The organism is Streptomyces sp. NPDC048481, from assembly GCF_043200075.1.
GTDB lineage: Bacteria > Actinomycetota > Actinomycetes > Streptomycetales > Streptomycetaceae > Streptomyces.
This window is the reverse complement of record NZ_JBICXC010000003.1, coordinates 253,432-279,812: the sequence shown is the minus strand read 5'-3', so window position 1 is coordinate 279,812 and position 26,381 is coordinate 253,432. Positions and strand designations below refer to the sequence as shown.

Sequence of the window (26,381 nt, the reverse complement as noted above, 5' to 3'; positions counted from 1 at the left end):
GTTCTCCCTGGTCTTCTTCGGTCTCCGGGCCGGTCAGGGCTCCTGCTTGAGGATCCCCGACTGGGCGATGAGAAAGCCGAGTTGGGCGCGGCTGCCACTGCCCAGGGCGGTGGCGAGCTTGGCGATGTGGGCCCGGCAGGTGCGCACGTTCATGCCCAGCCGGCGGGCTATCGCCTCGTCGACGTGTCCCTCGACGAGCAGTTTGGCGATGGAGTGCTGGATCTCGGTGATGCCGTCGGGCGCGGTCTCGTAGGGTGCGCCGGTGGCGAGCGGGACGGCGCGGCCCCACATGAACTCGAACACCTTGATCAGGTAGCGGACCAGTCCCGGGTGCCGGAGTTCGAGGGCGACCTGGCCGTCGTCCCGGGTGGGGATGAAGGCCACGGTCTCGTCGCAGATGATCAGCCGCTCCACGAGTTCGTCGATGGTGCGGTACTCCACCTTGCCCTCGGTGAACTGGGAGACGTAGGCGAGCGTCTCGGGGCTGTAGCGGGCCGTGTGCTGGTAGAGGGTGCGGATGCGGCAGCCGCGGTCGATGAGCGGTCTGTCGCGCTCCAGGCCCTGGACGAGGGTGTGTTCCAGGCGGCGGCGGCTGGGCTGGACGGTGAGCATCTCGGTCTGGCACTGCGAGGTGGCCAGATCGAGCGCGGCGTTGATCCGCTCGATGCCCTCCAGCACCGTGATCGAGTGTGTGGTCGGCGTCGGCTGGGCGCTGAGGGTCATGAACGGCTCGAAAGCGTCGGCGAGTTCCACCGAGAGCCGCCTGCGTCGGGTGATCTCGCGTTCGATCGGGTTGAGCAGCTGGGACAGGGCGATCGACGGGGGTACCGGGCGCAGCCAGTTCGCGTCGTCGGGATCCGCGTGGAGCAGGGCGAACTCCATCAGACAGGGAGCGGGCTCCACATCCGCGCGGGCTATGCGGCCCGTCCGAAGAGCGTTCCCGTAGAGACGGCGACCTTCCTCGCACAGCTCAGTCGACGCATGAGGATGTGTCTGCTTTGTCTCATTTTTCGTCAAATCTCCACCCCCCAGGGTCCTGAACGTGCAGGAACATGATGCATCGATTGTGTGGCCATGACGTGCCCGAATGGGCCATCGTCGTAGTCGACGGGGGAGAGGTGACCTTCAAATGAGGACGAAGCCGACTATGCATAAGAGAATGCTTCGCTCGGCGCTTGCCGCCGCCTTCTCCGCAGCGCTCGCCTTCGGAGCGCTGAGCGGTCTTGCGGGCACGACGGGCGACGCGGCGCGCGACAGCACGTGGAGCCCGGGCGTCGACACCGTCGCCGTGGCCGGCGACAGCACCTGGGTCGCCCCTCGTGACAGCACCTGGGTCGCGCCCCGTGACAGCACCTGGGCCGTCACCGCGGCGGACGTGCCCGGCGACAGCACCTGGGTGGCCCCCGGCGACAGCACCTGGTCCGTGCCGGGAGACAGCACCTGGACCGTCCCGGCGGACAGTACGTGGGTCGCCGAGTCATGACCACACCACCCGACGACCGCTCCTTCCGCCGTGAAATGGCGACCGCCTACCGCTCCGGCTGGCACTTCATCGACCTGGTCACCGCCATCCCCCACAGTGGTGACTCGTTGATGGTGACCGTCTTCGGCGAGCCGGTGGTCGTGACGCGCGACGAGGACGAGGACGTACGGGCCTACCGGTGCCTGCGCAAGCCCCGCGGGGCGCCGCAGCCCGTGCGCTGTGCCATCCGGTACGGAATGATCTTTGTGAACCTCGACCAGCGGGACCACCGGCTCGTCGAGCCCGAGGCCCCGCCCCTGAAGACCGTCTCAGCCACCCCCCGCAGTGCCTGACGCGATTCCCCCGTCGTAACAGATCGCTCAGGTACTTCCCCCCGCAGCGGCGTCACCGTGACCTGAACACGGTGACGCCGCTGCATTTTGCGGGGACATTTCCGGTTATGAACCTGGTTGAGCGTTGGCCGGAAATCGACGGGTCGGAATCCGGTCAGGCGCCCCGCTTGTGCCCTGCGCCCGTCTCACGAGTCCCTCACGTCTCCCTCACACCGTCCCCGGGGATCCCTCACGCCTCCGCGGCCCCGCGGCATGCGTCCCGGACCCGACGGCGGCGCTCAGCCGCGGCCCATCGCCCGGGTCAGCTCGATCTCGATCACCACGCGCGTGGGATTGGGGCCGGGGGTGCGCCCGTAGCGCACCGCGTAGCGGCGTACGGCGTCCGCGACCCGCTCCGGCTCCGAGCGGACGAACGCCCGCCCCTCCAGCGTCGCCCAGCGGCCGCCGTCCACCTGGCACACCGCGACCCGCGCGCCGTCCGCGCCCGCGGCCGCGACGTTGAGCGCCTTGCGGCTCGCCCCGTCGGTGATGACCCGGGCCAGCCGGCTCTCCGGGTCGTACGTCACGCCGACCGGGACCACGTGCGGACTGCCGTCCGGGCGTGGTGTGGTCAGCGTGCACAGATGACGTTCCTGCCAGAAGGCGAGATACGGCGCGTCCGGGGCGCCCGGGTCCTGCGGGTATGCGGCCATGGTCGGAACTTAGTGCGCCGGGAGTTCCCCTTTCGCACCTTGAGCGGAATAGACTCAACTTTGTGTACGCTGACAGAGTCAGTACGGGAGAGCGCTGACGCAAGGAGGAGACAGCGAACGTGGACGCCGAGCTGACCAACCGGAGCCGGGACGCGATCAACGCGGCCAGCAGCAGGGCCGTGTCCGAGGGACACGCCGACTTCACCCCCGCACACCTGCTCCTGGCTCTGCTCCAGGGCCAGGACAACGAGAACATCATCGACCTGCTCGCGGCCGTCGACGCCGACCAGGCCGCCGTCCGGGCCGGGGCCGAGAAGGCGCTCGGCGCGCTGCCCAGCGTGGCCGGGTCGACCGTCGCGCCCCCGCAGCCCAACCGCGACATGCTGGCCGTCGTCGCCGACGCGCAGAGCCGCGCCCGCGACCTCGGCGACGAGTACCTGTCCACCGAGCACCTGCTGCTCGGCATCGCCGCCAAGGGCGGCCCGGCCGCCGAGGTGCTCACCCGGCAGGGCGCCACCCCGAAGAAGCTCCAGGAGGCCTTCCAGAAGGCCCGCGGCGGGCGCCGGGTCACCAGCGCCGACCCCGAGGGCCAGTACAAGGCCCTGGAGAAGTTCGGCACGGACTTCACCGCCGCCGCCCGCGAGGGCAAGCTCGACCCGGTCATCGGCCGGGACACCGAGATCCGGCGCGTCGTGCAGGTGCTGTCCCGCCGCACCAAGAACAACCCCGTCCTCATCGGCGAGCCCGGCGTCGGCAAGACCGCCGTCGTCGAGGGCCTCGCCCAGCGGATCGTCAAGGGCGACGTGCCCGAGTCCCTCAAGGACAAGCGGCTCGTCGCGCTCGACCTCGGCGCCATGGTCGCCGGCGCCAAGTACCGGGGTGAGTTCGAGGAGCGGCTGAAGACCGTCCTCGCCGAGATCAAGGACTCCGACGGCCAGATCATCACCTTCATCGACGAGCTGCACACGGTCGTCGGCGCGGGCGCCGGCGGCGACTCCGCCATGGACGCCGGCAACATGCTCAAGCCGATGCTCGCGCGCGGCGAGCTGCGCATGGTCGGCGCGACGACGCTCGACGAGTACCGCGAGCGGATCGAGAAGGACCCGGCGCTGGAGCGGCGCTTCCAGCAGGTGCTGGTGGCCGAGCCGACCGTCGAGGACACCATCGCCATCCTGCGCGGCCTCAAGGGCCGTTACGAGGCCCACCACAAGGTGCAGATCGCGGACGCGGCCCTGGTCGCCGCCGCGACGCTCTCCGACCGCTACATCACCTCCCGCTTCCTCCCCGACAAGGCCATCGACCTCGTCGACGAGGCCGCCTCGCGCCTGCGCATGGAGATCGACTCCTCACCGGTCGAGATCGACGAGCTCCAGCGCTCCGTCGACCGGCTGAAGATGGAGGAGCTGGCCCTCAGCAAGGAGACCGACGCCGCCTCCCGCGAGCGCCTGGACAAGCTGCGCCGCGATCTCGCCGACCGCGAGGAGGAGCTGCGCGGCCTGACCGCCCGCTGGGAGAAGGAGAAGCAGTCCCTCAACCGGGTCGGCGAGCTGAAGGAGAAGCTCGACGACCTGCGCGGCCAGGCCGAGCGGGCTCAGCGCGACGGCGACTTCGACACCGCCAGCAAGCTGCTGTACGGCGAGATCCCGACTCTGGAGCGCGACCTGGAGGCCGCGTCCGAGGCCGAGGAGGAGGCCGCGAAGGACACCATGGTCAAGGAGGAGGTCGGCTCGGACGACATCGCCGACGTCGTCGCCTCCTGGACCGGCATCCCGGCCGGCCGCCTGCTGGAGGGCGAGACGCAGAAGCTGCTGCGCATGGAGGATGAGCTGGGCAAGCGGCTCATCGGCCAGGCGCAGGCCGTCCAGGCGGTCTCCGACGCCGTACGGCGCTCCCGCGCGGGCATCGCCGACCCCGACCGCCCCACCGGTTCCTTCCTCTTCCTCGGCCCGACCGGAGTCGGCAAGACCGAGCTGGCCAAGGCCCTCGCCGACTTCCTCTTCGACGACGAGCGGGCCATGATCCGCATCGACATGTCGGAGTACGGCGAGAAGCACAGCGTCGCCCGTCTGGTCGGCGCGCCGCCCGGCTACGTCGGCTACGAGGAGGGCGGCCAGCTCACCGAGGCCGTCCGCCGGCGCCCGTACAGCGTCGTGCTGCTGGACGAGGTGGAGAAGGCGCACCCGGAGGTCTTCGACGTCCTGCTCCAGGTCCTCGACGACGGCCGCCTCACCGACGGCCAGGGCCGCACCGTCGACTTCCGCAACGCCATCCTGGTGCTGACGTCCAACCTGGGCAGCCAGTACCTGGTCGACCCGCTGTCGACCGAGGCGGAGAAGAAGGAGCAGGTCCTGGAGGTGGTGCGGGCCTCCTTCAAGCCCGAGTTCCTCAACCGGCTCGACGACCTGGTGGTCTTCTCGGCGCTGAACAAGAAGGAGCTGGAGCGGATCGCCCGGCTCCAGATCGACCGCCTCGCCCGGCGGCTCGCCGAGCGCCGCCTCACCCTGGAGGTCACCGACGCTGCCCTGGCCTGGCTCGCCGACGAGGGCAACGACCCGGCGTACGGCGCCCGCCCGCTGCGCCGCCTGGTCCAGACGGCCATCGGCGACCGGCTCGCCAAGGAGATCCTGGCGGGCGAGGTCAAGGACGGCGACACGGTCCGCGTGGACGCGTTCGGCGAGGGCCTGATCGTGGGACCCGCGACGGGCAAGGAGCTGTGACCCCCGGCGGGCCGCACCCCCGGCCCGCCACCCGCCGGTCGTCCGGCCGTCCGGTCACGTCGTGAACGCCGAGTACCGCACCCGCGCGGTCTCGGCGTTCTCGTACGTCACGGTCACGTTGACGTAATAGGCCTGCGTGCCGGGCCGCCCGGTGACGTCGAGCCGGAAGCAGTAGTCCGAGCCGTGGCCGCAGGACTCGGTGCCCGGACCGCCCGGCGCGGGCGCTGCGGGATAGGCGTCCTTCAGCCAGGCGCCGACGCCCGCGCGCGGCATGCGGAAGTCCGCCTGGTAGTTCGTGTCCAGCCAGGACTGCACCGTGCACCGAGCGTCCCGGACGTCCGCGGGCACCTCCGCGCCGCCGAAGGCGAGCGCCTCGGCGCAGTCGACGTTCCTGAGCCGGGTCCCGTCCGCCTCCCCGTCCTCCCCGAGCACCCAGACGCCGATCAGCACCAGCAGGCCCGCCACCAGCAGCACGGGCAGCGCCAGGATCGCCGCCACCACGCCCCACCGCGTCCGGCCCCCGGTGGGTACCGCCCGCCCGGCCCCCGCGCCGTCCTTCTCGCCGTGCGCCTCGGGCCGGCCGCCCGTCCCGCCTCGCCCGTTCGCCATGCGATCCCCCTCCGTCCGGCGTCGCCCTTAGGTACGACAGGCCGGATCCTGTCAGCTCAGGGCTGACAGGGCCCGGCTGGGGTTGCCACCCCCCTCCCCGCATGGGGGAGGATGGCGGGATCCGTACGAAGGGAAAAACACGGTGACCATCGACCCGTCCTCGATTCCGAATTTCGGGGGCCAGCCCGAGCCGCAGCCCCAGGGTGGACCGGCGGGCCCCGTCGTCCCGGATCAGGATCTCGTGAAGCAGCTCCTCGACCAGATGGAGCTGAAGTACGTCGTCGACGACGAGGGAGACCTCGCGGCGCCGTGGGAGGAGTTCCGCACCTACTTCATGTTCCGCGGCGAGGGTGACCAGGCGGTCTACTCGGTGCGGACGTTCTACGACCGGGCCCACAAGATCGACGACAAGCTCCAGCTCCTGGAGTCGATCGACGACTGGAACCGCCGCACCCTGTGGCCCAAGGTCTACACCCACACCCACGACGACGGCACCGTCCGCCTCATCGGCGAGGCGCAGCTGCTGATCGGCGCCGGCGTCAACATCGAGCTGTTCGTCTCCTCGACGGTCAGCTGGGTGCGCGCGGCGATCGAGTTCGACAAGTGGCTCGTGGAGCAGCTGGGCCTGGAGTCGGCCGTCAACGGGACGGACGCCGCGGCGACCGAGTCCGAGGAGGACGACGAGTAGGTCCCCCGCGACCCGCCCGCCGCCCCCCACGCCGAGAGGCGCCCGCCCACACCCTGTGGACGGGCGCCTCTCGCGTTGCGGGCTCACATGCGCCGCTGCCGCCGCGATGCCCGATGAGTAATGCCGCCATGCCCGGTCTACAGCACAGTCGAACCCGTCTGGACCGAACCACCGGAGGCCGTAGTGTCCGCATCAGTGCTCGACATGTCGATGTCGCTCGACGGATATATCGCCGATCCCCACGATTTCCTGGGCGGCGACGACGGCGAACGACTGCACAAGTGGGCCGGCCCGCAGGACGGGTCCAGCGCGCCGTCCGGGCCGGTCGCGCAGTTCCAGGACGAATGGAACGCGGCCGGTGCGGTGCTCGCGGGACGGCGCACCGCCGAGCTCATGGACCACTGGGGCGGTGACCACAACGGTCTCCCGATCTTCGTGCCCAGTCACCGCCCGCCCGGCCCCGCCGCCCGTTGGGGCTATCCGCTGGTGACCTATGTGACCGACGGGATCGAGAGCGCGATGGCCCAGGCCAAGGCCGCCGCCGGGGACAAGGACGTGCAGGTGCGCGGCGCGTACACGGCGCAACGGGCACTCGCTGCCGGGGTGCTGGACGAGGTGCAGATCCATCAGATCCCGGTGCTTCTCGGTGACGGCCGTCGTCTCTTCGACGTCCTGCCGTCGCTGATCGAGTTGGAGATCATCCGGGTGATCGACACCCCGCAGGCCACTCACCTCCGCTACCGGGTCCGCCGCTGAACCGGCCGAGCCTTCAGCCGGCCTGGTTTCGTCCGGCTTCCCGGTCGACGGCCCGGTAGGAGGCCGGCTCCGTGTCACCCCGAGGCCAGCTGCTCCGCTATCTCCGCGATCCAACCGGACGTCTTCGCCGGGTCGTTGAGAGTCTCGGCCCACGCGTCCGGCTCCAGCTTGTGCTCGGCGGGGCCGGATTTGAGGGCGACGAGCAGGGACCTGGCGGACTCCCGCATCTCGGCCGTGGTGTTCCCGGAGATGCCGGGGCCCGCCGCCAAGGCGTAGATCTCCCGCGCCATGGCCTGGCGTTCCCCCTTCGACACCTTCTTCCAGAACTTCAGCGCGTGCTTCAACGACTCCGTGCGGGAGGCGGCCTCCGCCGGGGTCTCGCCCTGCGGCGCCCAGCGCTCGGGGCGGTGGGCCTCCTCGTAGCGCTTCGTGGCGGCGCGGAGGGCCTTGTACAGGGTGACGCCGAGGACGAGACCGGCCCCGGCCCCGGCGAGGCCCCACCCGACCGGGTTGCTCGCCAGCCCGGCTGTTCCCGCCGCGACCGCCGTCACGACGCCGGCCGCGGCCTTGACGGACTCGCCCCCGCCGCCGGCCGCCTCCTTGCCGATCTTGGTGAGCTGCTTCTTCTTCGCGTACTGCTGCACCTTGCTCAGCCTTTCCACGTCGTTCTCGGCGTGCTGAAACTTCTCGGCGGCGTCACGGGCTTCACCCATCGCCTCCCAGGCTGCGTCGATGGCCCCGGAAACGAGCTCCAGCCGTCCCGGGCCCTCAGCCTTCCAGTAGGCGTCCAGCGCGACGTAGGCCTGCGCCGCGGCCCAGCCGGCCTGCTCGTACGACTCGTTCAGCCGTGCCAGTGCCCCCGCTTGGACGAGGTGGGGATCCCCCAGCTTTTTGATCTGCTGGTACTTGCCGGCTGCTCCCCCGATGCGGAAGGCGGACCGCATGGCCTTGATCGCGCCGACGGAAGCGCCGGCGATACCGCTGGCCTCGGATGCCACTGCGGCGTCCGCCGCCTTCTGGATCTTGGTGACCTCCTTGGCGATGGCGGCGCTGTAGCTTGCAGAACCGGCGGCGCCGACGACCGTGTCGGCCCCCTTGGTCTTGGCCTTCTTCATCGCCTTGTGGTGGCCGGCCCCGGTCTCCTGGTTCTTGGCGTCCTTCATGTTCTTGTAAGCGTCCATGCCGTTGACCACGGTGCCGGCGGCCTCCGTGAGGAGGTTGCCCGACCCCGCGGAGGTCCCCGAGGCGGCGGCGGAGTGCTTGAGGCTCTCATCGGCCGCGACGGCGGCCTGGTGGGTGAAGGCCGCGTTGGCGGGGGTCTGGAAGCCCTTGACGAAGGTGTCGAGGGGTTCGAGATTCTTCTTGAACCTGTCGAGGAGCGCGGCGATCCGGTCGCGGTAGTTCTTCTTCGCCGCATTCCCTCTCTCGGTGTCCCGTGCGCGCTGCACCATCGCGGTCGTGGCCCGGTTGCCGGCGCGGGACTGCATCTCCAGCAAGGCGCGCTCCGGCGAGCGTGCGGTCGTACTCCCGGGCCGGCTCCCTCCCTCGCGGTGCCGGGCCGACGCCAGGACCGCCGCGGACTGCCGTGCCGAGGTGCGGTGGATCGGCGTGCTCATGGACGTACCTCTCCTCTGCCGGACCGGGCGAGGCGAAGGTAGCCGGACCTGGCCAACAGGAGGGGTACGGCGGAGGAATTCCCCACGGACGCTGTGCCACGGAGCTGCGGGCGGCACCGAACGCTGCGAACCTCCGGCACCGGCGGTGAGCGGGCCGCACACCCAGTCCGGACCGCGTGCCGACCGCACCGCCGGGCTCGGTGACGCGGCACTGCCCGTCTTCTCCTTCCCCCACACGGGAGGGACGTACGGCACGGGCAAGCTCCCCATCCCCTGGCCGACGGCCGCACCTTCACCCTCGACCTCGACGAACTCCCGCGCCCGGAGCCCAAGGCGGACGCCCGCTGACGAGGGACTCCCCGCCGGCCGGGCCCGTGCCGGTCTGTGCCATGAGTCCGTGCGACGAAGTCCGTTTCTCCGCAAGGAGGTTCGAAGCCGCGTGTGCTGCGGGGGACAACCACCACGTACTGCCCTGAGGCAGCGGGCCCGCTCTCGGCCGAGTTGCCGGCCCCGGTTCGGCGCGCCTCCTCAGGCAAGAGCGGCCGCAAGCGGCGCCGCTGAAACTCTTTGCCGCCCCTGTCCTGCACGATTTGGGGGAGCTGTCACCGGGCCCGGCGGTGCCGGTTGATCGCGGATGGAAGCGTGTCCGCCGACAGACGGGCTGCGTGACCTGACTGTGCGATGCCGGAACCGGCAGGGTCTGTGCTCGGTCCTTGCTCGCCCCTTGAGTCCTGTCAGCTTTCGTAGTGGTAGCGGCACTGTGCGATCAGGACGCTGTCCTCGGTGGCCTTGTAGATCAGCCGGTGCTCGTCGTTGATACGGCGCGACCAGTAGCCCTGGAACCCGTGCTTGAGCGGTTCCGGTTTGCCGATCCCCTCGTTGCCGTTCCGGGCGATGTCCGCGATGAGCGTGTTGATGCGCTTCAGGATCTTCCGGTCCTGAAGCTGCCACCACAGATAGTCCTCCCAGGCGCGAGAGGAGAAGGTGATCTTCAACTAGAGGGCCCTATTCTTCGGTCGCCAGCTCGCGAACGGTGCCGCCGCCGCTTTCCAGCTCGTCGATGGACGCGAGCAGGCGCCGGGCGTTCGCCGGGCTCCGCAGCAGGTACGCCGTCTCCTTCAGGGACTCGTAGTCCTCAAGGGAGACGATGACGACCGGCTCGTGTCCGGCCCGGGTGATGACGACCTCTTCGCGGTCGTCGGTGACGGAGTTGAGCACCTCGGCGTACCGCGCGCGCGACTCGGAATAGCTCATGGTCTTCACGATCAACCTCCTCGACGTACAAGAAATTGTACGTCGATGCCTGCGGTGCGGCAAGCGGCAGCAAGACGGCCGTCACCGGCCGTCATCGGGCGGTTCCGGGCGTGAGAGTTCCTTGGCGGGACGGCAGGCAACGAGGAATGCGACGGCCGCCCCACAGGGCGGCGGTCAGCGCGCGTACGCCTTGCGGAGCCGTTCCGCCGCGTCTGTGAGCACCTCGGTGCGTTTGCAGAACGCGAACCGTACGAAGGGCGCGCCCGCGTCGCGGTGGTCGTAGAAGACCGCGTTGGGGATGGCGACGACGCCCGCGCGTTCGGGCAGGGCGCGGCAGAAGGCGACGCCGTCGGTCTGGCCGAGGGGGCGGATGTCGGCGGTGATGAAGTAGGTGCCGGTCGGCACGAACACCCCGAAGCCGGCGTCCGCCAGTCCCGCCGCCAGCAGCTCCCGCTTGGCCCGCATGTCCGCGCGGAACCCGTCGAAGTACGCGTCCGGCAGGCGCAGGGCCTCGGCCACGGCGTACTGGAAGGGTCCGGAGGCGACGTACGTCAGGAACTGTTTGGCCGAGCGGACGGCAGCGACGAGTTCCCGGGGCGCCGTGATCCAGCCGACCTTCCAGCCGGTGAAGGAGAACGTCTTGCCGGCCGAGCCGATCGTGACCGTGCGCTCGCGCATCCCCGGCAGCGTGGCCGGCGGTACGTGCTCGGCATCGTCGAACACCAGGTGCTCGTACACCTCGTCGGTCACCACGAGCAGGTCCCGCTCCACGGCCAGTTCGGCGATCGCCGTCAGCTCCGCTCGGGTGAGGACCGTGCCGGTCGGGTTGTGCGGGGTGTTGATCAGCAGCAGCCGGGTGCGGTCGGTGACCGCGCCGCGCAGCTCGTCCAGGTCGAGGCGGAAGCGCGCGCCCTCCGGATCCGGGCGCAGCGTGACCGGCACGCGCGTGGCGCCGGCCATGGCGATGCAGGCCGCGTAGGAGTCGTAGTACGGCTCCAGGGCGATCACCTCGTCGCCGGGCTCCAGCAGGGCGAGGAGCGAGGCGGCGATGGCCTCCGTGGCCCCGGCGGTGACCAGGACCTCCGTGTCCGGGTCGAAGGACAGGCCGTACCGGCGGCGCTGGTGGGCGGTGATCGCCGTGCGCAGCTCGGGGACGCCCGGACCCGGCGGGTACTGGTTGCCCCGTCCGTCCCGCAGCGCCCGCACGGCCGCCTCGCGGATCTCCTCGGGGCCGTCCGTGTCGGGGAAACCCTGGCCCAGGTTGATCGCGCCGGTCGACGTCGCCAGCGCCGACATCTCGGCGAAGATCGTCGTCCCGAACTGGGCGAGACGACGGTTGAGGAACGGGCGCGCGGTGGAGGTCATGAGCGTCATCCTGCGCCGAAGCCCGGCGGTTCCTCAACCTCGCCGGGCCTGGCACCGGGCCTGTCGTGGCGGGCCGGAGCCCGCCCGGCTCACCTGGCCGGACGGGCCCCGCTTCCGGACGGGTCTCAGCGCTTCAGGGTGAAGGCGAAGTCGCCGGAGAGCCTGCCGGTCAGGCGGACCGCCGAGACGAGCGCGCCCCGCTCGATCAGCCTCTCGACCTCGGCCCGCGGCAGACCGCAGCCCTCGGCGATCAGCCGCACCGGCCGGACGGGTATCCGCGCCTCGAAGCGGACCGAGACGTCGATCGCCTCGTCGTCCGGGCGCACCGGCCCGCCGGTGTCGAGGCGCCAGGCGTCGTCCCAGTCGAGGGCGATGCGGTTACGCCGCAGCACGAGGGGGTCCCTGAGCAACTCGGCCGCCAAAGCGGGGTCGTTGCCGTGCAGCCGGTTCAGCAGCGCGGGCCGTACCGAGCGCACGCCGGTGCGTTCCAGGATCGTGAGCTTCGCGGTGTCCCCGCATCCCGTGCAGAGCACGAGGAGCCAGACGTCGACGAGCTTGTGGTGGGCGTTGACGCGGAACTTGCCGTCCGTCCGGAAACGCGGGGACGCGCACGCGTGGCAACGGCGCAGGACGAGCGGCAGGGAAGTGGGCATGACAACCCAGTTTTCGAGCACAGAGGTACACCGATTTCCAGTGAGAAGTCCGCAGCAAAAAGCAGCGCGGCGCACGGATGCGACGCGCGACCGATCAGCGCTCGGGAGGTCTCACACGGTGTACAACGGCCACGTCCTTGCCTGGGCGACTTCGTCCGGCAGCAAGGTAGCGGCGCCCGGCGACGCCGCTCAACCGGTTTTCGCCCGGCGGCCATCGTCCCCGGACCATCCTTCTGCGCAGGTCAGAGATGTTTCTCCGCGCGGAACCCTCTGAATTTGCTCAACTCTGCTTTGGCCGCTCAGGCGGACGGGCATCCCCCGGTCACGTGGCGCTCAGGCACCGCGCGAGGCGCCCACGGAGGGCTGCTTCGGGGGACTCGGAAGGAGGATGACGCCATGGTCTTCGGCATCGTCCTGGCGATGATCGCGTGCGTGTTCGTGCTGGCCGTGCTCATCAACGCCGCGAAGCGCGGCGGTGGCGGGAAGCCGCGTCGCGGCGGCCGCGGGCACGGCACGTCCGGCGGCGGGGCCGCCGCCGGCAGCTGGTGGGCCGGTGGGGACAGCGGCTCCGGAGGGGGCCACCACGGGGGCCATCACGGTGGCCACGGAGGCCACTCCTGCGGCGGAGGCCACTCCTGCGGAGGCGGGTCCTCCTGCGGGGGCGGTTCCTCCTGCGGAGGAGGCGGCGGATGCGGCGGAGGCAGCTGACACGGGGCAGCTGAGCTCCCCGCGGGGAAGCCGCATCCGGACCGCGGGGCCCGCCGCCGACCACGGGCCCCGCGGTCGGCGGCGGCCCGAGGACGCGCTGCGTTCCCGGGCCGGGGGTGACGAAGACGCGCTGCGTTCTCGGGCCGGGGGTGAGCCCCCATGGGCCTACCAAGGGCCCGTCACGGGCCCCGCCGTCGCTTCCGGCCGGGGGCGGCCGGTGCGTGTACCCGCGTCCCCGGCTTTCATGTGGGGCGCGTGGGCGCACGCCGCATCGCTCGGCGCACGCCATAGTTGAACAATTGAGCTGTGTAGCCCCCCGAGGGATGGAAACCCCACGAAGTTGGGTAAAAACGCTGTGGCGGCTCCGCAGTTCATGATTCCCTCTAAACACCGACGCAGCCCCTCGGACCCTCTTCGGACGTCCCGAGCGAACGACACTCCCAGACCGGGCTGACCGGGGCCGTCTCCCGGTGTCGTCCTGGGTGCGCCGGACCCACTCCTCATCTTCTGCTTCTCCGCGGAGCCGACCCATGCTCACGACCCTGAACACCTCCTACACCGACACGCGCGCGGCCGATCTCGCCTGGGCCCTGGGGCGCGAGCCGTTGCCCGCCCTCGCCACGCTCGACCTCGAACTGTCAGCCGCCAAGCTGCAGTTGAGACTGCTCGGCGCCTCGCACCAGGTGCTGCTGGAGCAGGATGAGGGCTGTTGCTCGGAGACGGTGGCCTGCATCCCCGGCAGCAGCACCCCCCTCCCCCTGGGCGTCGCCAAACGCGTGGGCGAGTGGGAGTACGAGTTCGCGGCCCGCGTCGAGGTGCTCTCGCCGGGCCAGTTCGCGGGCCGCGCCCAGGAACTCCTCGCCCTCGTCTCCGAACACCCGCACGGCCTGGCCGGCGTCTTCCCGGGCAGCCCGCACGCGTTCACCGCGCTCCTCGTCCAACGGCAGGAAGGACAGGTGAACTGGCGCACGTGGCACGCCTATCCGCAGGACGGCCAGCTGGTGGCGACGCGCACCAGAGTGGGCATCCGGGCCCGCTCGGGCGAACCCGTCCCGCTGACGGCGACATGAGCGACCCGAGCGGCCTAAACGCACAGAGCCGCAGACAGCCCGGGAGTTCACACGTGTGGGTGACGTAGGGTGCCCGCACCGTAACGTAACGTCGCAGTCGTGATCGAAGCGCACGCCCCAGCGCCACCCGGCGCCCCGCCGTCCTGGCGGGGCCCCGCGCGGCTCCCCGTCCGGCCGGACACCGGGCGGTTCCTGGTCCTGGCGTGCGTCTTCGTCTGCGCCGCGTGCGGTCTCGTCTACGAACTGGAACTCGTCGCGCTCGCCTCCTACTTGATGGGCGACTCCGTCACCCAGGCGTCCGTCGTGCTGTCCGTCATGGTCTTCGCGATGGGCATCGGCTCCCTCGCCGCCAAGCGGCTGCGCCGGTTCGCCGCGGCCGGCTTCGGCGCGCTGGAGGCGTCCCTCGCGCTGGTCGGCGGGTGCAGCGCCATGGCCCTGTACGCGGTGTTCGCCTGGACGGGCGCGTGGGGCGGCCTGTGGGCCAACGGCCCTCGCGTCCTGCTCGTCGCGTTCTCCCTGGCCATCGGCCTGCTCATCGGCGCCGAGGTGCCGCTGCTCATGGAGCTCATCCAGCGCGTCCGCCGCCAGGACGCGGGCGGCGCGGTGGCCGACCTGTTCGCCGCGGACTACGTGGGCGCGCTCGTGGGCGGTCTCGCCTTTCCCTTCCTGCTGCTGCCGTTCCTCGGCCAGTTGACGAGTTCGCTGCTGACCGGCGCCGTCAACGTCGTGGCGGGGGCCGCCCTGGTCCTCGGCCTGTTCCGCCGCGACCTCACCTGCCGGGCCCGCTGCCTCCTGCTCGTCGCCAACATCACCGCCCTCGGCGTCCTCGGCTCCGCCGCCGTCCTCGTCGACGACTTCGAACGGGCCGCGCGGCAGGCGGTCTACGGCGACGACGTGCGGGTGGCGGTGCAGACCGGCGTCCAGGAGATCGTCCTCACCGGCGGCGACGGCGGCCGCCCCCTGGACCTCTACCTCGACGGCCGGCTGCGCGTCGGCGGCCGCGAGGAACGGCGCTACCACGAGGCGCTGGTCCACCCGGCGATGAACGGCCCCCACGCGCGCGTGCTGGTCCTCGGCGGCGGCGACGGCCTGGCCGCCCGCGAGGCCCTCACCCATCCCGGCGTACGCCGCGTCGACGTCGTCGACCTCGACCCCGGCCTGGTCCGGCTGGCCCGCACCGACCCCGCCCTGTCCGGTCTCAACGGCCACGCCTACAGCGACCCGCGCGTGCATGTCACCGCCGCGGACGCCTTCCAGTGGCTGCGCGAGGCGTCCGCGGCGACGTACGACGTGGTCGTGGCGGATCTGCCCGACCCCGGTATCACCGCCAGCACCAAGCTGTACTCCGAGGAGTTCTACGGCCTCGCCCGGCGCGCCCTGGCCCCCGGCGGCCGCCTGGTGGTGCACGCCGGCCCGGTCGCCACCCGGCCGCGCGTGTTCTGGACGGTCGAGGCGACGCTGCGCGCGGCCGGCCTGCGCACCGCCCCCTACCGGGTCGACGGCCGTGCCACCGGCTTCACCGCGGGCCCCGACCGCACCGCCGACACCGCCCGCGCGCCCCGCGACTGGGGCTTCGTCCTGGCCGCCGCCGACGGCCGCCCGCCCCTGCGCCTCGACCCGCACGGGCGCGCCCCGCGCACGCTGACCCAGGCGGCCCTGACGGCCGACGCGCGGGCCGCGCAGAGCACCCGGGTGGCGGGAGCACGGGCGTCCACGCTGGTGCACCCGCGCTACTGACGTGCCCCGGCCGCGCGTACCGCCGGCCGGAGCGCGGCGCGGCGGAATCCCGGTTTCGCCGGGTGCTTTCCCGCCCATGCTGGGTAGGCTCCGCACTCATGGAGCATGAGGTGTTCGTTCCGGTTCCGGCCGAGCGGCTGACGGCGGCCCTCGCCGATCCCGCGCAGGTGGCCCGGGCGGTCCCCGGCCTCCAGCAGGACGCCGGCACCGACCCCGTGGCGGGGCGGCTCAAGCTGCGGATCGGCGGCCACACCATCACCTACCGGGGCGCCGTACGCGTCTCGCCGCGCGACGGCGGCGGCTTCACCGTGGAGGGCGACGCGGCCGAGGCCCGGGGCAGCGGCTCCGTGAAACTCGCCCTCACACTCCGGCTGCACGACGCCGACGGCGGCGCGACGCTGCGCTTCGAGGGGACGGCGGCGGCGGACGGCCGGGTCACGGAACTGCCGTCGGAGGCGGTCGACTCCGCGGTCGCCCGCCTGCTGAACCGCTTCGCGGGCAACCTGGGCGCGGGAACCGCGCAGCCGGCCGAGGACACCCCCGCTCCCGCCACCGGCGGGTCCGGGAGCGAGAGCGCCGGGGGCGGGAGCGCCGGAAGCGGGGGCGGGACCGACGTCCCGGAGGCTCTGGACGCCGTGAACGGCCTGGCCGACGCGGACGACGCGGACGACGCCCGCGGTCCGGACCAGGCCGGGAGCCCGGACGACGCCGGGGACCTGGACGACGTCGATGAGCCCGCCGGCCACGAGGGCGTCGCCGAGGACGTTCCTGAGGACGTCTTCGAGGTGGAGGCGCCACCGTCGGGGCTGGACGGCCTCGCCGGTCCCGGAGAGCCGCCCGCCGAGGCCGCGCACGCGCGCCGGACGATGATCGGCCGCAGCGCGGAGGAGGTGGACCACGCTCCGCCGCGCGGGCGCTACGCGCCGGTCCCGGCCCCGCAGACCGTCGTCCCCGGCAGCACGCTGCGCTGGGCCGCACCCGCGGCCGCCCTGGTGGTCGCGTCCGCGATCGTGGTCGGCAGAGCGCTGCGCCGACGGGGCTGACAGCGCCGCCGCGACGGGACGCGAACCCTAGCGGGCACCCGCGCCGGGGGACCCCGCGAACCCTCCCCGCGAGTCCCCGCCGTCGCTGCCGGACCCCTGCTCCGCGACGCCCCTGTCCCGCCCCAGTAGGGTCGTCCCGTGAGTGACGAAGACATCACGCTGACCGCGGGTGACGCGGAGGTGACCGTGCAGCCGGGCAACGGCGGCCGGGTCGGTGGGCTGCGCGTCGGCGGCCTCGAACTGCTGCGCCAGGGCGAGCGGTTCGGCTGTTTCCCGATGGTCCCCTGGTGCGGCCGGATCCGCGACGGCCGCTTCCGTGACGGCGCGACCGTACGGCAGATGCCGCTCAACGCTCCCCCGAACGCCATCCACGGCACCGCACGCGACGGTGCCTGGAAGGTGGCGCGGCGCACGGCGGACGAGGTGGTCCTGACGTACGCCCTCGCGGAGCCCTGGCCCTACCCGGGGCTGGTCACCCAGGTGATCACGCTGGCCGGGGACGAGCTGCGGATCGCCATGTCGGTGGAGGCCCACGACTCGTCGTTCCCCGCCCAGATCGGCTGGCACCCGTGGTTCAACCGGACCCTCGGCGGCGGCGGCGACGGGCGGGACGGGCAGGAGGTGCGGATCTCCTTCGAGCCGGCCTGGCAGGAGGAGCGCGGCGACGACCACCTGCCGACCGGCAACCGCGTCGCCCCCGAGCCCGGCCCCTGGGACGACTGCTTCGGCATGCCCGGCGGCGTCGACGTCACCCTCACCTGGCCGGGGCAGCTGGAGCTGAAGGTCGCCAGCCGCGAGGAGTGGGTCGTCGTCTACGACGAGCAGGACGCGGCCGTGTGCGTGGAGCCGCAGACCGGGCCGCCGGACGGACTGAACACGCTTCCGCGCCTGGTCACCCCCCTGGAGCCGCTGGAGGCGTCGACCACCTGGTCGTGGACCCGGCTGTGAGGGCCGCCTCTAAGCTGAGGGCATGACGGACACTCGCGGCGCGCTGCTGCAGCAGATCAAGGACAAGGCCGTGGTGCACGGCAAGGTGACCCTGTCGTCGGGTCTGGAGGCGGACTACTACATCGACCTCCGCCGCGTCACCCTCGACGGGGAGGCCGCCCCGCTGGTCGGTCAGGTGCTGCTCGACCTGACCGCCGACCTGGAGTTCGACGCCGTCGGCGGCCTCACCATGGGCGCCGACCCCGTCGCCGGCGCCATGCTGCACGCGGCCGCCGCGCGCGGGCGCAGCCTGGACGCGTTCGTCGTGCGCAAGGCGGCGAAGGCGCACGGCCTCCAGCGACGCGTGGAGGGCCCGGACATCAAGGGCCGCCGCGTCCTCGTCGTGGAGGACACCTCGACCACCGGCGGCTCGCCGCTCACCGCCGTGGAGGCGGTGCGCGAGGCGGGCGCCGAGGTGGTCGCCGTGGCGACCATCGTGGACCGGGCCACCGGCGCGGACCAGAAGATCCGTGAAGGCGCCGGCGTGCCCTACCTGTTCGCCTTCTCGAAGGACGAGCTGGGCCTGGACTGACCGGCCCCGTCCCCCGCCCGCCGCCCCGCCGTCCCGTCGGGCCGCCTCCCGGCGGCGGACCGGTACGCCGGCCAGGTGACCGACCAGTACGCGGACCAGGCATGGACCATTCGCGCATCTCTGGAAAGATGGCCCCGACGACGACGTCGAATCCAAGGTCTAGGTCAGGGCCGTAGCACGCATATCGTCAACCCGCACAATCAAGGAGCGGACAGATGCCCATCGCAACCCCCGAGGTCTACAGCGAGATGCTCGACCGGGCGAAGGCAGGCAAGTTCGCCTACCCGGCCATCAACGTCACCTCGACGCAGACCCTGCACGCGGCGCTGCGCGGCTTCGCCGAGGCGGAGAGCGACGGCATCATCCAGATCTCCACGGGTGGCGCCGAGTTCCTGGGCGGCCAGTACAGCAAGGACATGGTGACGGGTTCGGTCGCCCTCGCCGAGTTCGCGCACATCGTCGCCGAGAAGTACCCGGTCACCGTGGCCCTGCACACGGACCACTGCCCCAAGGACAAGCTGGACGGGTACGTGCGTCCGCTGCTCGCGGTCTCCGAGGAGCGCGTGAAGGCGGGCCGCAACCCGCTGTTCCAGTCGCACATGTGGGACGGCTCCGCCGAGACCCTCGCCGACAACCTGGAGATCGCGCAGGAGCTGCTCGCCCGCGCCGCCGCCGCGAAGATCATCCTCGAGGTGGAGATCACCCCGACCGGCGGCGAGGAGGACGGCGTCTCCCACGAGATCAACGACTCCCTGTACACGACGGTCGACGACGCGGTGCGCACCGTCGAGGCGCTCGGTCTCGGCGAGAAGGGCCGCTACCTGCTGGCCGCGTCGTTCGGCAACGTCCACGGCGTGTACAAGCCGGGCAACGTGGTGCTCCGCCCCGACCTGCTCAAGGAGCTGAACGAGGGCGTCGCCGCGAAGTACGGCAAGCCGGCCGGCTCGCAGCCGTTCGACTTCGTCTTCCACGGCGGCTCCGGCTCCACCGCCGAGGAGATCGCGACCGCGCTGGACAACGGCGTCGTCAAGATGAACCTCGACACGGACACCCAGTACGCCTTCACGCGTCCCGTCGCGGACCACATGTTCCGTAACTACGACGGCGTCCTGAAGGTCGACGGCGAGGTCGGCTCCAAGAAGACCTACGACCCGCGGACCTGGGGCAAGCTGGCCGAGGCGGGCATGGCCGCGCGCGTCGTCGAGGCCACGCAGCACCTGCGTTCGGCCGGCCAGAAGATCAAGTAATACCCGCGGGGGAGTCCCCCACGGGTATTACGGGTGTGAGCGAGCCCGGCGTCTGTCTACGACGCCGGGCTCGCTGTATACCTGGGACCATGCCCGATGTCCGGCTGGCCTCGTCCCGCGGCAGGTGGATCCTGTTCACCACCGTGCTCGGCTCCAGCATGGCGCTGCTCGACTCGACCGTCGTCAACGTGGCGCTGCCGCGCATCGGCCGCGACCTGGACGCCGACCTCGCCGTCCTCCAGTGGACGGTCAACGCGTACCTGCTGACCCTCGCCGGGCTGATCCTGCTCGGCGGCTCCCTCGGCGACCACTACGGGCGGCGGAAGGTGTTCGCCGTCGGGGTGGTGTGGTTCGCCGCCGCCTCCCTGCTGTGCGGGCTCGCCCCGAACGCCGCCGTGCTGGTCGCCGCCCGCGCCCTCCAGGGAGTGGGCGGCGCGCTCCTCACCCCGGGCTCGCTGGCCCTCATCCAGGCCTCCTTCCACGCCGACGACCGCGGCCGCGCCGTAGGGCTGTGGTCGGGCTTCGGCGGCATCGGGGCGGCCGTGGGGCCGTTCCTGGGCGGCTGGCTGGTGGACGGTCCCGGCTGGCGATGGGTGTTCTGGCTGAACGTGCCGCTGGCGCTGGTGTGCGTGCCGGTGGCGCTGCGCCACGTGCCCGAGTCCTCCCGGACGCGGACCGCAGGCGCGCGAGACACGAGAGATCCGGGAGGCGCGGGCGGGAAGGGCCACGCCGGTGAGGGCTTCGACGCGCTGGGGGCCTTCCTCGGCGCGCTGGCGCTCGCGCTCGTCACGTACGCCCTGATCGAGGCCGGGAGCGGATCCCCCGTGGTGGTGGCGGGCACGGCGGTCGCGGGCGTGGCGGCCGGCGTCGCCTTCGTCATGGTGGAGCGTCGCAGCCCGGACCCGATGCTGCCGCTCGACATCTTCGCGTCCCGCCAGTTCACGGCCGTCAATCTGGTCACCCTGTGCGTGTACGCGGCCTTCGGCGGCTTCTTCTTCCTGTGCGCGGTCCAGCTCCAGGTCGTGGCCGGCTGGTCCGCCCTCGGCGCGGGCACGGCGCTCCTGCCGACCACCGTGCTGATGCTGCTGCTGTCGGCGCGCTCCGGCGCGCTGGCCGAGAAGATCGGGCCGCGGATCCCGCTGACCGCCGGCCCGCTGCTGTGCGCCGCCGGGATGCTGCTGATGCTGCGGGTGGGGCAGGACGCGTCCTACGCCGGGGACGTCCTGCCCGGCGTCCTGGTGCTCGGCGTCGGCATGGTCACGCTGGTCGCGCCGCTCACCGCGACCGTGCTGGCCTCGGTGGACGTGGCCCGGGCCGGCATCGCCAGCGGCGTCAACAACGCGGCGGCGCGGGCTGCGGGGCTGGTCGCCGTGGCCGCGCTGCCTCTGCTCACCGGCATGGGCCCCGAGGCCTACCGCTCCGCCACGGCCTTCGACGACGCGTTCCGCAAGGCCATGGTGCTGTGCGCCGGGGTGCTGGCGCTGGGGGCGCTGATCGCCTTCACCACGGTGCGCCGGCCGCCCCCGGACTGCCGCCGCCCGGAGTGCAGAACCCACGGCAGCGTCCTCGCCCCGCCCCTGGAGGGCCGGCCGACGGGCAGACGCCTGCCGTGACCCGACCGGCCGCCCTCCCGGCCGGGGCGGCACGGGCGGCCGGTGGCGGGAATCGTGGGCGGACGGCGACGGCGGACGCCGGATGGCGCAGACTGGGCGCATGTCCCTTCACGAAAACCTCCTCGGGGGCCCGCCCCCGACCCATCTCCCCGACGACCCCGAGCCGCGCGAGCTGCTCGCGAGCGGCACCGCGCCCGCCGACGTCGCCGCGAAGTACCCGACGTCGTCGCTGGCCTGGGCCCGGCTCGCCGACGACGCGTTCGAGCGGGGCAGCGTCGTGGAGTCGTACGCGTACGCCCGCACCGGCTACCACCGCGGTCTGGACAGCCTGCGCCGGAGCGGCTGGAAGGGGCACGGACCGGTGCCGTGGGAGCACGAGCCCAACCGCGGCTTCCTGCGCGCCCTGCACGCCCTCGCCCGCGCCGCGCAGGCGGTCGGCGAGCAGGAGGAGTACCAGCGCTGCTCGCAGTTCCTGAAGGACTCCTCCCCGACGGCGGCCCAGACCCTGGGCTAGCGAGCCGGGCCCCCGTCGTCCGGCAGGTCGACTCCGTCCCGGGCCCTCCTTCGGCGAGTGCTCCCGCGCGCGGTTGGTGCGGATGGTCCGTCCGGTCCCGGTGTGACCGGACGGACCTTGCGTTTTCGGGCCGGTATTGCGCAGGATGCGGGTGGGGACCGGGGCGTCCTGTCGAAAACGGCAGGGGCGGACCGCTACCCGGAGCAACAACAGGAGACAGCGATGTCCCAGCAGGCTCAGCCCGACGAGGCTTCGGAGCCCGAGACCCCGCATCTCGACTTCGCCGGCACCACGCCGTACGAGGACTACGTCAAGGCGGACGTGCTCACCCACCTCCAGCACACCCTCTCCGACGATCCCGGAGAGATGGTCTTCCTGGTCACGACCCAGGTGATGGAGCTGTGGTTCACGGTCATCGTCCACGAGTGGGAGACCGCCGCGCGGGCGCTGCGCGAGGACCGGGTGCCGGTGGCGATCGACGCGCTGAAGAGGTCCGTCCGCGAACTGGACGCGCTGAACGCGTCCTGGAAGCCGCTCGGGCAGCTCACGCCCGCCCAGTTCAACTCGTACCGCTCCGCGCTCGGCGAGGGCTCCGGCTTCCAGTCGGCGATGTACCGGCGCATGGAGTTCCTGCTCGGTGACAAGTCGGCGTCGATGCTCGTCCCGCACCGCGGCGCGCCCCGCGTGTACGCCGAACTGGAGAAGGCGCTGCACGAGCCGAGCCTGTACGACGAGGTGCTGCGGCTGCTGGCCCGCCGCGGCCACGCCGTCCCCGCCGCCGTCCTCGACCGGGACCTCGCCCGGCGCTACGAGCCCTCGGCCGAGGTCGAGGCCGTGTGGACGGCCGTGTACTCGGGCGACGAGTCCGACGAGGTCGCGCGTCTCGGCGAGGCGCTGACGGACGTCGCCGAACTGGTCTGGCGCTGGCGCAACGACCACCTCGTCGCCACCCGGCGGGCGATGGGAGCGAAGGCGGGCACGGGCGGTTCGGCCGGGGTCGCCTGGCTGGAGAAACGCGCCCGGAAGAACGTCTTCCCGGAGCTGTGGACGGCGAGGTCCCATGTCTGACCTGGCCCTTGTCGCGCAGCGGCACGACGCCGGCGATCCGCTCGCCGGCCGCCGCGCCCTGTTCGTCCTCGACGACGGCGTCTACCTCGACGGCAACTCGCTGGGCGCGCTCGCGCGTTCCGTACCCGGCCGGGTCGAGGACGTCGTGCGCCGCCAGTGGGGCGCGCTGAAGATACGTTCCTGGGACGAGAGCGGCTGGTGGACGGCGCCCGAGCGGATCGGCGACCGGATCGCCCCGCTGGTGGGCGCGGCCGCCGGACAGATCGTGGTCGGCGACTCGACGAGCGTCAACGTCTTCAAGGCCCTGGTGGGCGCGGTCCGCCTGGTGGACGACGCCCGCGACGAGATCCTCGTCGACGCGACGACGTTCCCCACGGACGGCTACATAGCCGCGTCGGCGGCCCGTCTGACCGGCCGCACGCTGCGGCCTGTGCGACCGGACGAGGTGCCGGCGGCGCTGTCCGGGCGCACGGCCGCCGTGCTCCTCAACCACGTCGACTACCGGACCGGCCGGCTGTACGACCTGCCGTCGCTGACCGCGGCCGTGCACGCCGCCGGCGCGATCGCCGTCTGGGACCTCTGCCACAGCGCGGGCGCGCTGCCGGTGGGCCTCGACGAGCACGGCGTGGACCTGGCGGTCGGCTGCACCTACAAGTACCTGAACGGCGGCCCGGGTTCACCGGCCTACCTCTACGTGCGCGGTGACCTTCAGGACCGTTTCGACTCGCCGCTGCCCGGCTGGAACTCGCACGCCGAGCCCTTCGGCATGCGGGAGGCCTACGAGCCGGCGGCAGGCGCCGCGCGCGGCCGCGTCGGCACCCCGGACATCCTGTCGATGCTCGCCCTGGAGGCGGCGCTGGAGGTCTGGGACGGGGTGTCGATCGACGCGGTGCGCACCAAGTCGCTGGCCCTGACGGACTTCTTCCTGGAGTGCGTGCGGGAGTACGTCCCCGAGGGGCGCGTGGAGTCGCTGACCCCGGTGCGTCACGAGGAGCGGGGCAGCCAGGTGGCGCTGCGCTGCTCGCCCGACGCCGGTGACGTCATGAAGCGGCTGATCGGGCGCGGCGTCGTAGGCGACTTCCGGCAGCCGGACGTGCTCCGGTTCGGCTTCACCCCGCTGTACGTCGGGTTCGCCGACGTGGAGCGGGCGGCGCGGGTGCTGGCGGAGGAACTGCGCTGACAGGAACGGCGCCGGAACCGCGTTCGTAGGAACTGCGCTGTTCGGGCAGGCGAGTTGATTGAACGAACCGTCTCTCCTGGGCGTACTCGGTGGTACGTCCAGGAGAGCGCGACCCCGTGGCGGGCCGCCCGGCCGGGGCGCCGCCACAGCAGAACCGTTTACCTCTCACCGTGCGTGACATCCCCGTGTCCGCGCACGTCACGGGCCTGATACCGTCCCGGCCAACGGCCGAATCCCCCCTGGTGCGCCAAAGGTTGGCCGAGTCCTCCCCCAGAGCCCGCAAGCCTGGGAGGTACCCCCATCGCCGCTGAGAGGTTGGAGCATGCCGGACGACGTTGTCGCAGCCCGGGCCGTCGCCGAGGAGGAGTCGGCGTTCGCGCACCCGCCCGTCGACCCCGACGTCACCCTGACGTACGGCGACCACCCCGACCAGGTGATCGACTTCTACGTCCCCCGGATCCAGGCGGGTCCGGGCGGTTCCGTCCCGCTCGTCGCCGTGCTGCACGGCGGGGCCTGGCGGGCGCCCTACGACCGGCGGCACGTCACGCCGTTCGCGGACTTCCTGGCCCGGCGCGGGTTCGCCGTGGCCAGCGTGGAGTACCGGCGCGGCGCCGACGCCACGGCTGTGGCCCCCGCACCGGCCCCGGAGGGGACATCCCCGGTCGCGGGCCGCTGGCCCGACACCTTCGACGACGTCGCCGCCGCCCTCGACGCCCTGCCGGACCTCGTCCGCGAGGCCGTCCCGCAGGCGGACGCCCGCCGCACGGTCCTCACCGGCCATTCGGCGGGCGGCCACCTCGCCCTGTGGGCGGCGGCCCGGCACGTCCTGCCCGCCGACGCTCCCTGGCGCACCGCCCGCCCCGTCCCGCTGCGGGGCGTGGTGGCGCTCGCCCCGATCGCCGACTTCGAGGTCGCCGGGAAACTCGACGTCTGCGGCGGCGCGGCCCGCCAACTCCTCGGCGGGGACGAGCGGTTCATGGAGCGTCGGCCGTACGCCGACCCCGCGCTGCTGCTGCCGACGGGCATCGCCACCACCCTGGTCCAGGGCCGCGACGACCTCGTCGTCCCGGAGGCGGTCGCGGAGGCGTACGCGGACGCGGCGGCCAAGGCGGGCGAGGTCGTGGGCGTGACCCTGCTGGCCGACGTCGGCCACTTCCCGCTGATCGACCCGTCGGCGGACGCGTGCGCGGTGGTGGCGGAGGAGATCGCCCAACTGGCCTGGTGAGTATGGCCTCCTCAACCCGTAGATGTCGTACCCGTAGTACCTGAGAGCTACTTCGCAGGACAGCTCCCGGGCGGGACGCGGACGACAGGCCGTGATCCGTAACTTCCATGCCAGACAGGCCCGATGGCCGGGCGGACTGGCGGGGGAGGGGCGGAATGGCGCAGCTTCGCAGGCGCGGGCGGCGGCCCGGCGGGCACCAACGGGCGGGTCGGCGGGACCGGGGCGGGGGCGGGGGCAGTGGCCACGAGCGGGCGAACGACCGGGAGGCCGGGCCGCAGGCGTCGCAAGGGGCGCAGGGCCCGTACGCGTCGCACACGTTGCACGGACCGCGGGGACCGCGTCGGCTGCGTGCCCTGCTCGCCCTCGTCGTCATCGCCGCCGTGGTCGTCCCCCTCACGGCGGCCGCGGCCCGGCCGCGCATCCCGGCCCCCGCGCCCGCCGTCCTCCCCCCGGTGACGGCGGCGACGCTGGAGCGGGCGTACGCGGCGAACCGGGCCGACGCGGCTCTGGCGTCGCGGATGGCCGCCGCGCACGGGGACCGCCACCGGGCGTCCGCCGACCGGGCCCTCGCCTCCCCCTCCCGCCGCCTGCTCTCCTTCGACGGCCGCGGTCCCGGCCGGGTGACCGAGGTGCTCGGCGACCTGGCGCACGCCGAGCGCGTCGCCGTCCTCGTCCCGGGCTCCGACACCTCACTGGACACCTACGAACGCTTCCACGCGGGAGCGGCCGCGCTGCGGCAGCGACTCGACCGGCGGTCCGGCGCCGGCGCGCGTACGGCGGTGGTGGCCTGGCTCGGCTACTCCACGCCCGGCACGATCAGCGCGACGGCCGTCACCCCGGCCCGCGCCGAGGAAGCGGCCCCCGGCCTGCGGGACTTCCTGCGCGAGCTGCGCACGGTGACGGGGGCGGGCGCCCGTGTCAGCCTCCTGTGCCACTCCTACGGCACGGTCGTGTGCGCCCGGGCCGCCGCCGGTGCGGCCGTGAGCGACATCGTCCTGCTGGGCAGCCCGGGCACCGGGGTGGGCTCGGCGGCGGAACTGCGCACCCGCGCGCGGGTCTGGGCGGCCCGCGGCGCCGACGACTGGGTGGCGGACGTCCCGCACGTCAGCGCCGACCTGTTCGGCACGACGGTCGGCTTCGGCGCCGACCCGATGTCCCCCGCGTTCGGCGCGCGCGTCTTCGCGGCGGGCTCCGGCGGCCACAGCGACTACTTCCGGTCCGGCTCGGTCGCGCTGGCCAACATCGCGCGGATCGTCCTCGGCGAGACCTCGGAGGTCACGGATGCGTGAGAC

Annotated in this window: 25 protein-coding genes; 17 read left to right on the top strand and 8 right to left on the bottom strand. The window is 72.6% G+C overall.

Going from position 1 to position 26,381, the window contains the following annotated elements:
* Positions 1-33: 33 nt before the first annotated feature.
* Positions 34-1,017: a helix-turn-helix transcriptional regulator gene (locus tag ACGFSH_RS11915; protein WP_393347407.1), complete on the bottom strand. Its 984-nt coding sequence runs from the start codon at positions 1,015-1,017 to the stop codon at positions 34-36.
* Positions 1,018-1,159: 142 nt separating this feature from the next.
* Between ACGFSH_RS11915 and ACGFSH_RS11910 the strand changes: the two genes are divergently transcribed.
* Positions 1,160-1,483, top strand: coding sequence for a hypothetical protein (locus ACGFSH_RS11910; RefSeq protein WP_393347405.1), 324 nt, complete (start codon positions 1,160-1,162; stop codon positions 1,481-1,483).
* Positions 1,480-1,815, top strand: a complete 336-nt coding sequence (locus ACGFSH_RS11905) for a hypothetical protein (RefSeq protein WP_393347403.1) — start codon at positions 1,480-1,482, stop codon at positions 1,813-1,815. The genes ACGFSH_RS11910 and ACGFSH_RS11905 overlap by 4 nt, the downstream gene beginning before the upstream one ends.
* A 278-nt stretch (positions 1,816-2,093) precedes the next feature.
* Here ACGFSH_RS11905 and ACGFSH_RS11900 read toward each other — a convergent pair whose 3' ends face one another.
* Complete coding sequence (locus ACGFSH_RS11900; protein WP_393347401.1) at positions 2,094-2,507, bottom strand: pyridoxamine 5'-phosphate oxidase family protein; 414 nt, start codon at positions 2,505-2,507, stop codon at positions 2,094-2,096.
* A gap of 119 nt (positions 2,508-2,626) precedes the next feature.
* On the opposite strand from ACGFSH_RS11900, the gene clpB reads away from it, so the two are divergent.
* Entirely contained in the window at positions 2,627-5,224 is a 2,598-nt protein-coding gene (gene clpB, locus ACGFSH_RS11895; protein WP_393347400.1) for an ATP-dependent chaperone ClpB, read from the top strand.
* Between the two features lie 54 nt (positions 5,225-5,278).
* Here the strand turns inward: clpB and ACGFSH_RS11890 are convergent, their stop codons facing one another.
* Positions 5,279-5,833, bottom strand: a complete 555-nt coding sequence (locus ACGFSH_RS11890) for a hypothetical protein (protein ID WP_393347398.1) — start codon at positions 5,831-5,833, stop codon at positions 5,279-5,281.
* A gap of 142 nt (positions 5,834-5,975) precedes the next feature.
* Between ACGFSH_RS11890 and ACGFSH_RS11885 the strand changes: the two genes are divergently transcribed.
* Both ACGFSH_RS11885 and ACGFSH_RS11880 read left to right on the top strand, forming a co-directional pair.
* Entirely contained in the window at positions 5,976-6,521 is a 546-nt protein-coding gene (locus tag ACGFSH_RS11885) for a YbjN domain-containing protein (RefSeq protein ID WP_393347396.1), read from the top strand.
* Between the two features lie 183 nt (positions 6,522-6,704).
* Positions 6,705-7,277 (top strand): dihydrofolate reductase family protein, encoded by a 573-nt coding sequence (locus ACGFSH_RS11880; RefSeq protein WP_393347394.1) that lies wholly within the window; start codon positions 6,705-6,707, stop codon positions 7,275-7,277.
* Positions 7,278-7,351: 74 nt separating this feature from the next.
* Here ACGFSH_RS11880 and ACGFSH_RS11875 read toward each other — a convergent pair whose 3' ends face one another.
* The 5 genes from ACGFSH_RS11875 to ACGFSH_RS11855 all read right to left on the bottom strand — a co-directional run bounded on the left by ACGFSH_RS11875 (position 7,352) and on the right by ACGFSH_RS11855 (position 12,165).
* Complete coding sequence (locus ACGFSH_RS11875) at positions 7,352-8,893, bottom strand: hypothetical protein (protein WP_393347392.1); 1,542 nt, start codon at positions 8,891-8,893, stop codon at positions 7,352-7,354.
* A 734-nt stretch (positions 8,894-9,627) separates the two neighbouring features.
* Positions 9,628-9,888: a Txe/YoeB family addiction module toxin gene (locus tag ACGFSH_RS11870; RefSeq protein WP_105973016.1), complete on the bottom strand. Its 261-nt coding sequence runs from the start codon at positions 9,886-9,888 to the stop codon at positions 9,628-9,630.
* Between the two features lie 10 nt (positions 9,889-9,898).
* Positions 9,899-10,156, bottom strand: a complete 258-nt coding sequence (locus tag ACGFSH_RS11865) for a type II toxin-antitoxin system Phd/YefM family antitoxin (protein WP_393347390.1) — start codon at positions 10,154-10,156, stop codon at positions 9,899-9,901.
* 165 nt (positions 10,157-10,321) lie between these two features.
* On the bottom strand, positions 10,322-11,521 hold the full coding sequence (locus ACGFSH_RS11860) for a pyridoxal phosphate-dependent aminotransferase (RefSeq protein ID WP_393347388.1): 1,200 nt from the start codon (positions 11,519-11,521) through the stop codon (positions 10,322-10,324).
* 116 nt (positions 11,522-11,637) lie between these two features.
* A complete protein-coding gene (locus ACGFSH_RS11855) occupies positions 11,638-12,165 on the bottom strand; it encodes a DUF1062 domain-containing protein (RefSeq protein ID WP_393347386.1) in 528 nt (175 codons plus the stop codon).
* A gap of 1,238 nt (positions 12,166-13,403) precedes the next feature.
* On the opposite strand from ACGFSH_RS11855, the gene ACGFSH_RS11850 reads away from it, so the two are divergent.
* The 12 genes from ACGFSH_RS11850 to ACGFSH_RS11795 all read left to right on the top strand — a co-directional run bounded on the left by ACGFSH_RS11850 (position 13,404) and on the right by ACGFSH_RS11795 (position 26,378).
* Positions 13,404-13,943 (top strand): DUF2617 family protein, encoded by a 540-nt coding sequence (locus ACGFSH_RS11850; protein ID WP_393347384.1) that lies wholly within the window; start codon positions 13,404-13,406, stop codon positions 13,941-13,943.
* A 99-nt stretch (positions 13,944-14,042) separates the two neighbouring features.
* Positions 14,043-15,680, top strand: a complete 1,638-nt coding sequence (locus ACGFSH_RS11845; protein ID WP_393347382.1) for a polyamine aminopropyltransferase — start codon at positions 14,043-14,045, stop codon at positions 15,678-15,680.
* Positions 15,681-15,778: 98 nt separating this feature from the next.
* The gene (locus tag ACGFSH_RS11840) at positions 15,779-16,723 is read left to right on the top strand and encodes an SRPBCC domain-containing protein (RefSeq protein WP_393347380.1); all 945 of its coding nucleotides are present in this window, start codon (positions 15,779-15,781) and stop codon (positions 16,721-16,723) included.
* 138 nt (positions 16,724-16,861) lie between these two features.
* Positions 16,862-17,671: an aldose 1-epimerase gene (locus tag ACGFSH_RS11835; protein WP_393347379.1), complete on the top strand. Its 810-nt coding sequence runs from the start codon at positions 16,862-16,864 to the stop codon at positions 17,669-17,671.
* Positions 17,672-17,693: 22 nt separating this feature from the next.
* The gene (gene pyrE / locus ACGFSH_RS11830; RefSeq protein ID WP_393347377.1) at positions 17,694-18,242 is read left to right on the top strand and encodes an orotate phosphoribosyltransferase; all 549 of its coding nucleotides are present in this window, start codon (positions 17,694-17,696) and stop codon (positions 18,240-18,242) included.
* 215 nt (positions 18,243-18,457) lie between these two features.
* Entirely contained in the window at positions 18,458-19,489 is a 1,032-nt protein-coding gene (gene fbaA, locus ACGFSH_RS11825) for a class II fructose-bisphosphate aldolase (RefSeq protein ID WP_393347375.1), read from the top strand.
* Positions 19,490-19,578: 89 nt separating this feature from the next.
* Complete coding sequence (locus tag ACGFSH_RS11820) at positions 19,579-21,102, top strand: MFS transporter (RefSeq protein ID WP_393347373.1); 1,524 nt, start codon at positions 19,579-19,581, stop codon at positions 21,100-21,102.
* A 100-nt stretch (positions 21,103-21,202) separates the two neighbouring features.
* Positions 21,203-21,616 carry a DUF3151 domain-containing protein gene (locus ACGFSH_RS11815; protein ID WP_393347371.1) on the top strand — a complete coding sequence of 138 codons (414 nt, stop codon included), beginning with the start codon at positions 21,203-21,205 and terminating at the stop codon, positions 21,614-21,616.
* A gap of 222 nt (positions 21,617-21,838) precedes the next feature.
* The gene (locus ACGFSH_RS11810) at positions 21,839-22,684 is read left to right on the top strand and encodes a tryptophan 2,3-dioxygenase family protein (RefSeq protein WP_393347369.1); all 846 of its coding nucleotides are present in this window, start codon (positions 21,839-21,841) and stop codon (positions 22,682-22,684) included.
* The gene (kynU, locus tag ACGFSH_RS11805) at positions 22,677-23,864 is read left to right on the top strand and encodes a kynureninase (RefSeq protein WP_393347367.1); all 1,188 of its coding nucleotides are present in this window, start codon (positions 22,677-22,679) and stop codon (positions 23,862-23,864) included. Before ACGFSH_RS11810 ends, kynU begins: the two co-directional genes overlap by 8 nt.
* Positions 23,865-24,186: 322 nt before the next feature.
* Entirely contained in the window at positions 24,187-25,089 is a 903-nt protein-coding gene (locus ACGFSH_RS11800; RefSeq protein ID WP_393347365.1) for an alpha/beta hydrolase, read from the top strand.
* A 317-nt stretch (positions 25,090-25,406) separates the two neighbouring features.
* Positions 25,407-26,378, top strand: a complete 972-nt coding sequence (locus ACGFSH_RS11795) for an alpha/beta hydrolase (RefSeq protein ID WP_393347363.1) — start codon at positions 25,407-25,409, stop codon at positions 26,376-26,378.
* The last annotated feature ends 3 nt before the right edge of the window (positions 26,379-26,381 follow it).

Coding starts and splice junctions, on each gene's coding strand:
- ACGFSH_RS11910 (WP_393347405.1), top strand. CDS start 1,160: ATGCTTCGCTCGGCGCTTGCCGCCGCCTTCTCCGCAGCGCTCGCCTTC.
- ACGFSH_RS11905 (WP_393347403.1), top strand. CDS start 1,480: ATGACCACACCACCCGACGACCGCTCCTTCCGCCGTGAAATGGCGACC.
- ACGFSH_RS11900 (WP_393347401.1), bottom strand. CDS start 2,507: ATGGCCGCATACCCGCAGGACCCGGGCGCCCCGGACGCGCCGTATCTC.
- ACGFSH_RS11890 (WP_393347398.1), bottom strand. CDS start 5,833: ATGGCGAACGGGCGAGGCGGGACGGGCGGCCGGCCCGAGGCGCACGGC.
- ACGFSH_RS11875 (WP_393347392.1), bottom strand. CDS start 8,893: ATGAGCACGCCGATCCACCGCACCTCGGCACGGCAGTCCGCGGCGGTC.
- ACGFSH_RS11860 (WP_393347388.1), bottom strand. CDS start 11,521: ATGACGCTCATGACCTCCACCGCGCGCCCGTTCCTCAACCGTCGTCTC.
- ACGFSH_RS11855 (WP_393347386.1), bottom strand. CDS start 12,165: ATGCCCACTTCCCTGCCGCTCGTCCTGCGCCGTTGCCACGCGTGCGCG.
- ACGFSH_RS11850 (WP_393347384.1), top strand. CDS start 13,404: ATGCTCACGACCCTGAACACCTCCTACACCGACACGCGCGCGGCCGAT.
- ACGFSH_RS11840 (WP_393347380.1), top strand. CDS start 15,779: ATGGAGCATGAGGTGTTCGTTCCGGTTCCGGCCGAGCGGCTGACGGCG.
- pyrE (WP_393347377.1), top strand. CDS start 17,694: ATGACGGACACTCGCGGCGCGCTGCTGCAGCAGATCAAGGACAAGGCC.
- fbaA (WP_393347375.1), top strand. CDS start 18,458: ATGCCCATCGCAACCCCCGAGGTCTACAGCGAGATGCTCGACCGGGCG.
- ACGFSH_RS11820 (WP_393347373.1), top strand. CDS start 19,579: ATGCCCGATGTCCGGCTGGCCTCGTCCCGCGGCAGGTGGATCCTGTTC.
- ACGFSH_RS11815 (WP_393347371.1), top strand. CDS start 21,203: ATGTCCCTTCACGAAAACCTCCTCGGGGGCCCGCCCCCGACCCATCTC.
- ACGFSH_RS11810 (WP_393347369.1), top strand. CDS start 21,839: ATGTCCCAGCAGGCTCAGCCCGACGAGGCTTCGGAGCCCGAGACCCCG.
- kynU (WP_393347367.1), top strand. CDS start 22,677: ATGTCTGACCTGGCCCTTGTCGCGCAGCGGCACGACGCCGGCGATCCG.
- ACGFSH_RS11800 (WP_393347365.1), top strand. CDS start 24,187: ATGCCGGACGACGTTGTCGCAGCCCGGGCCGTCGCCGAGGAGGAGTCG.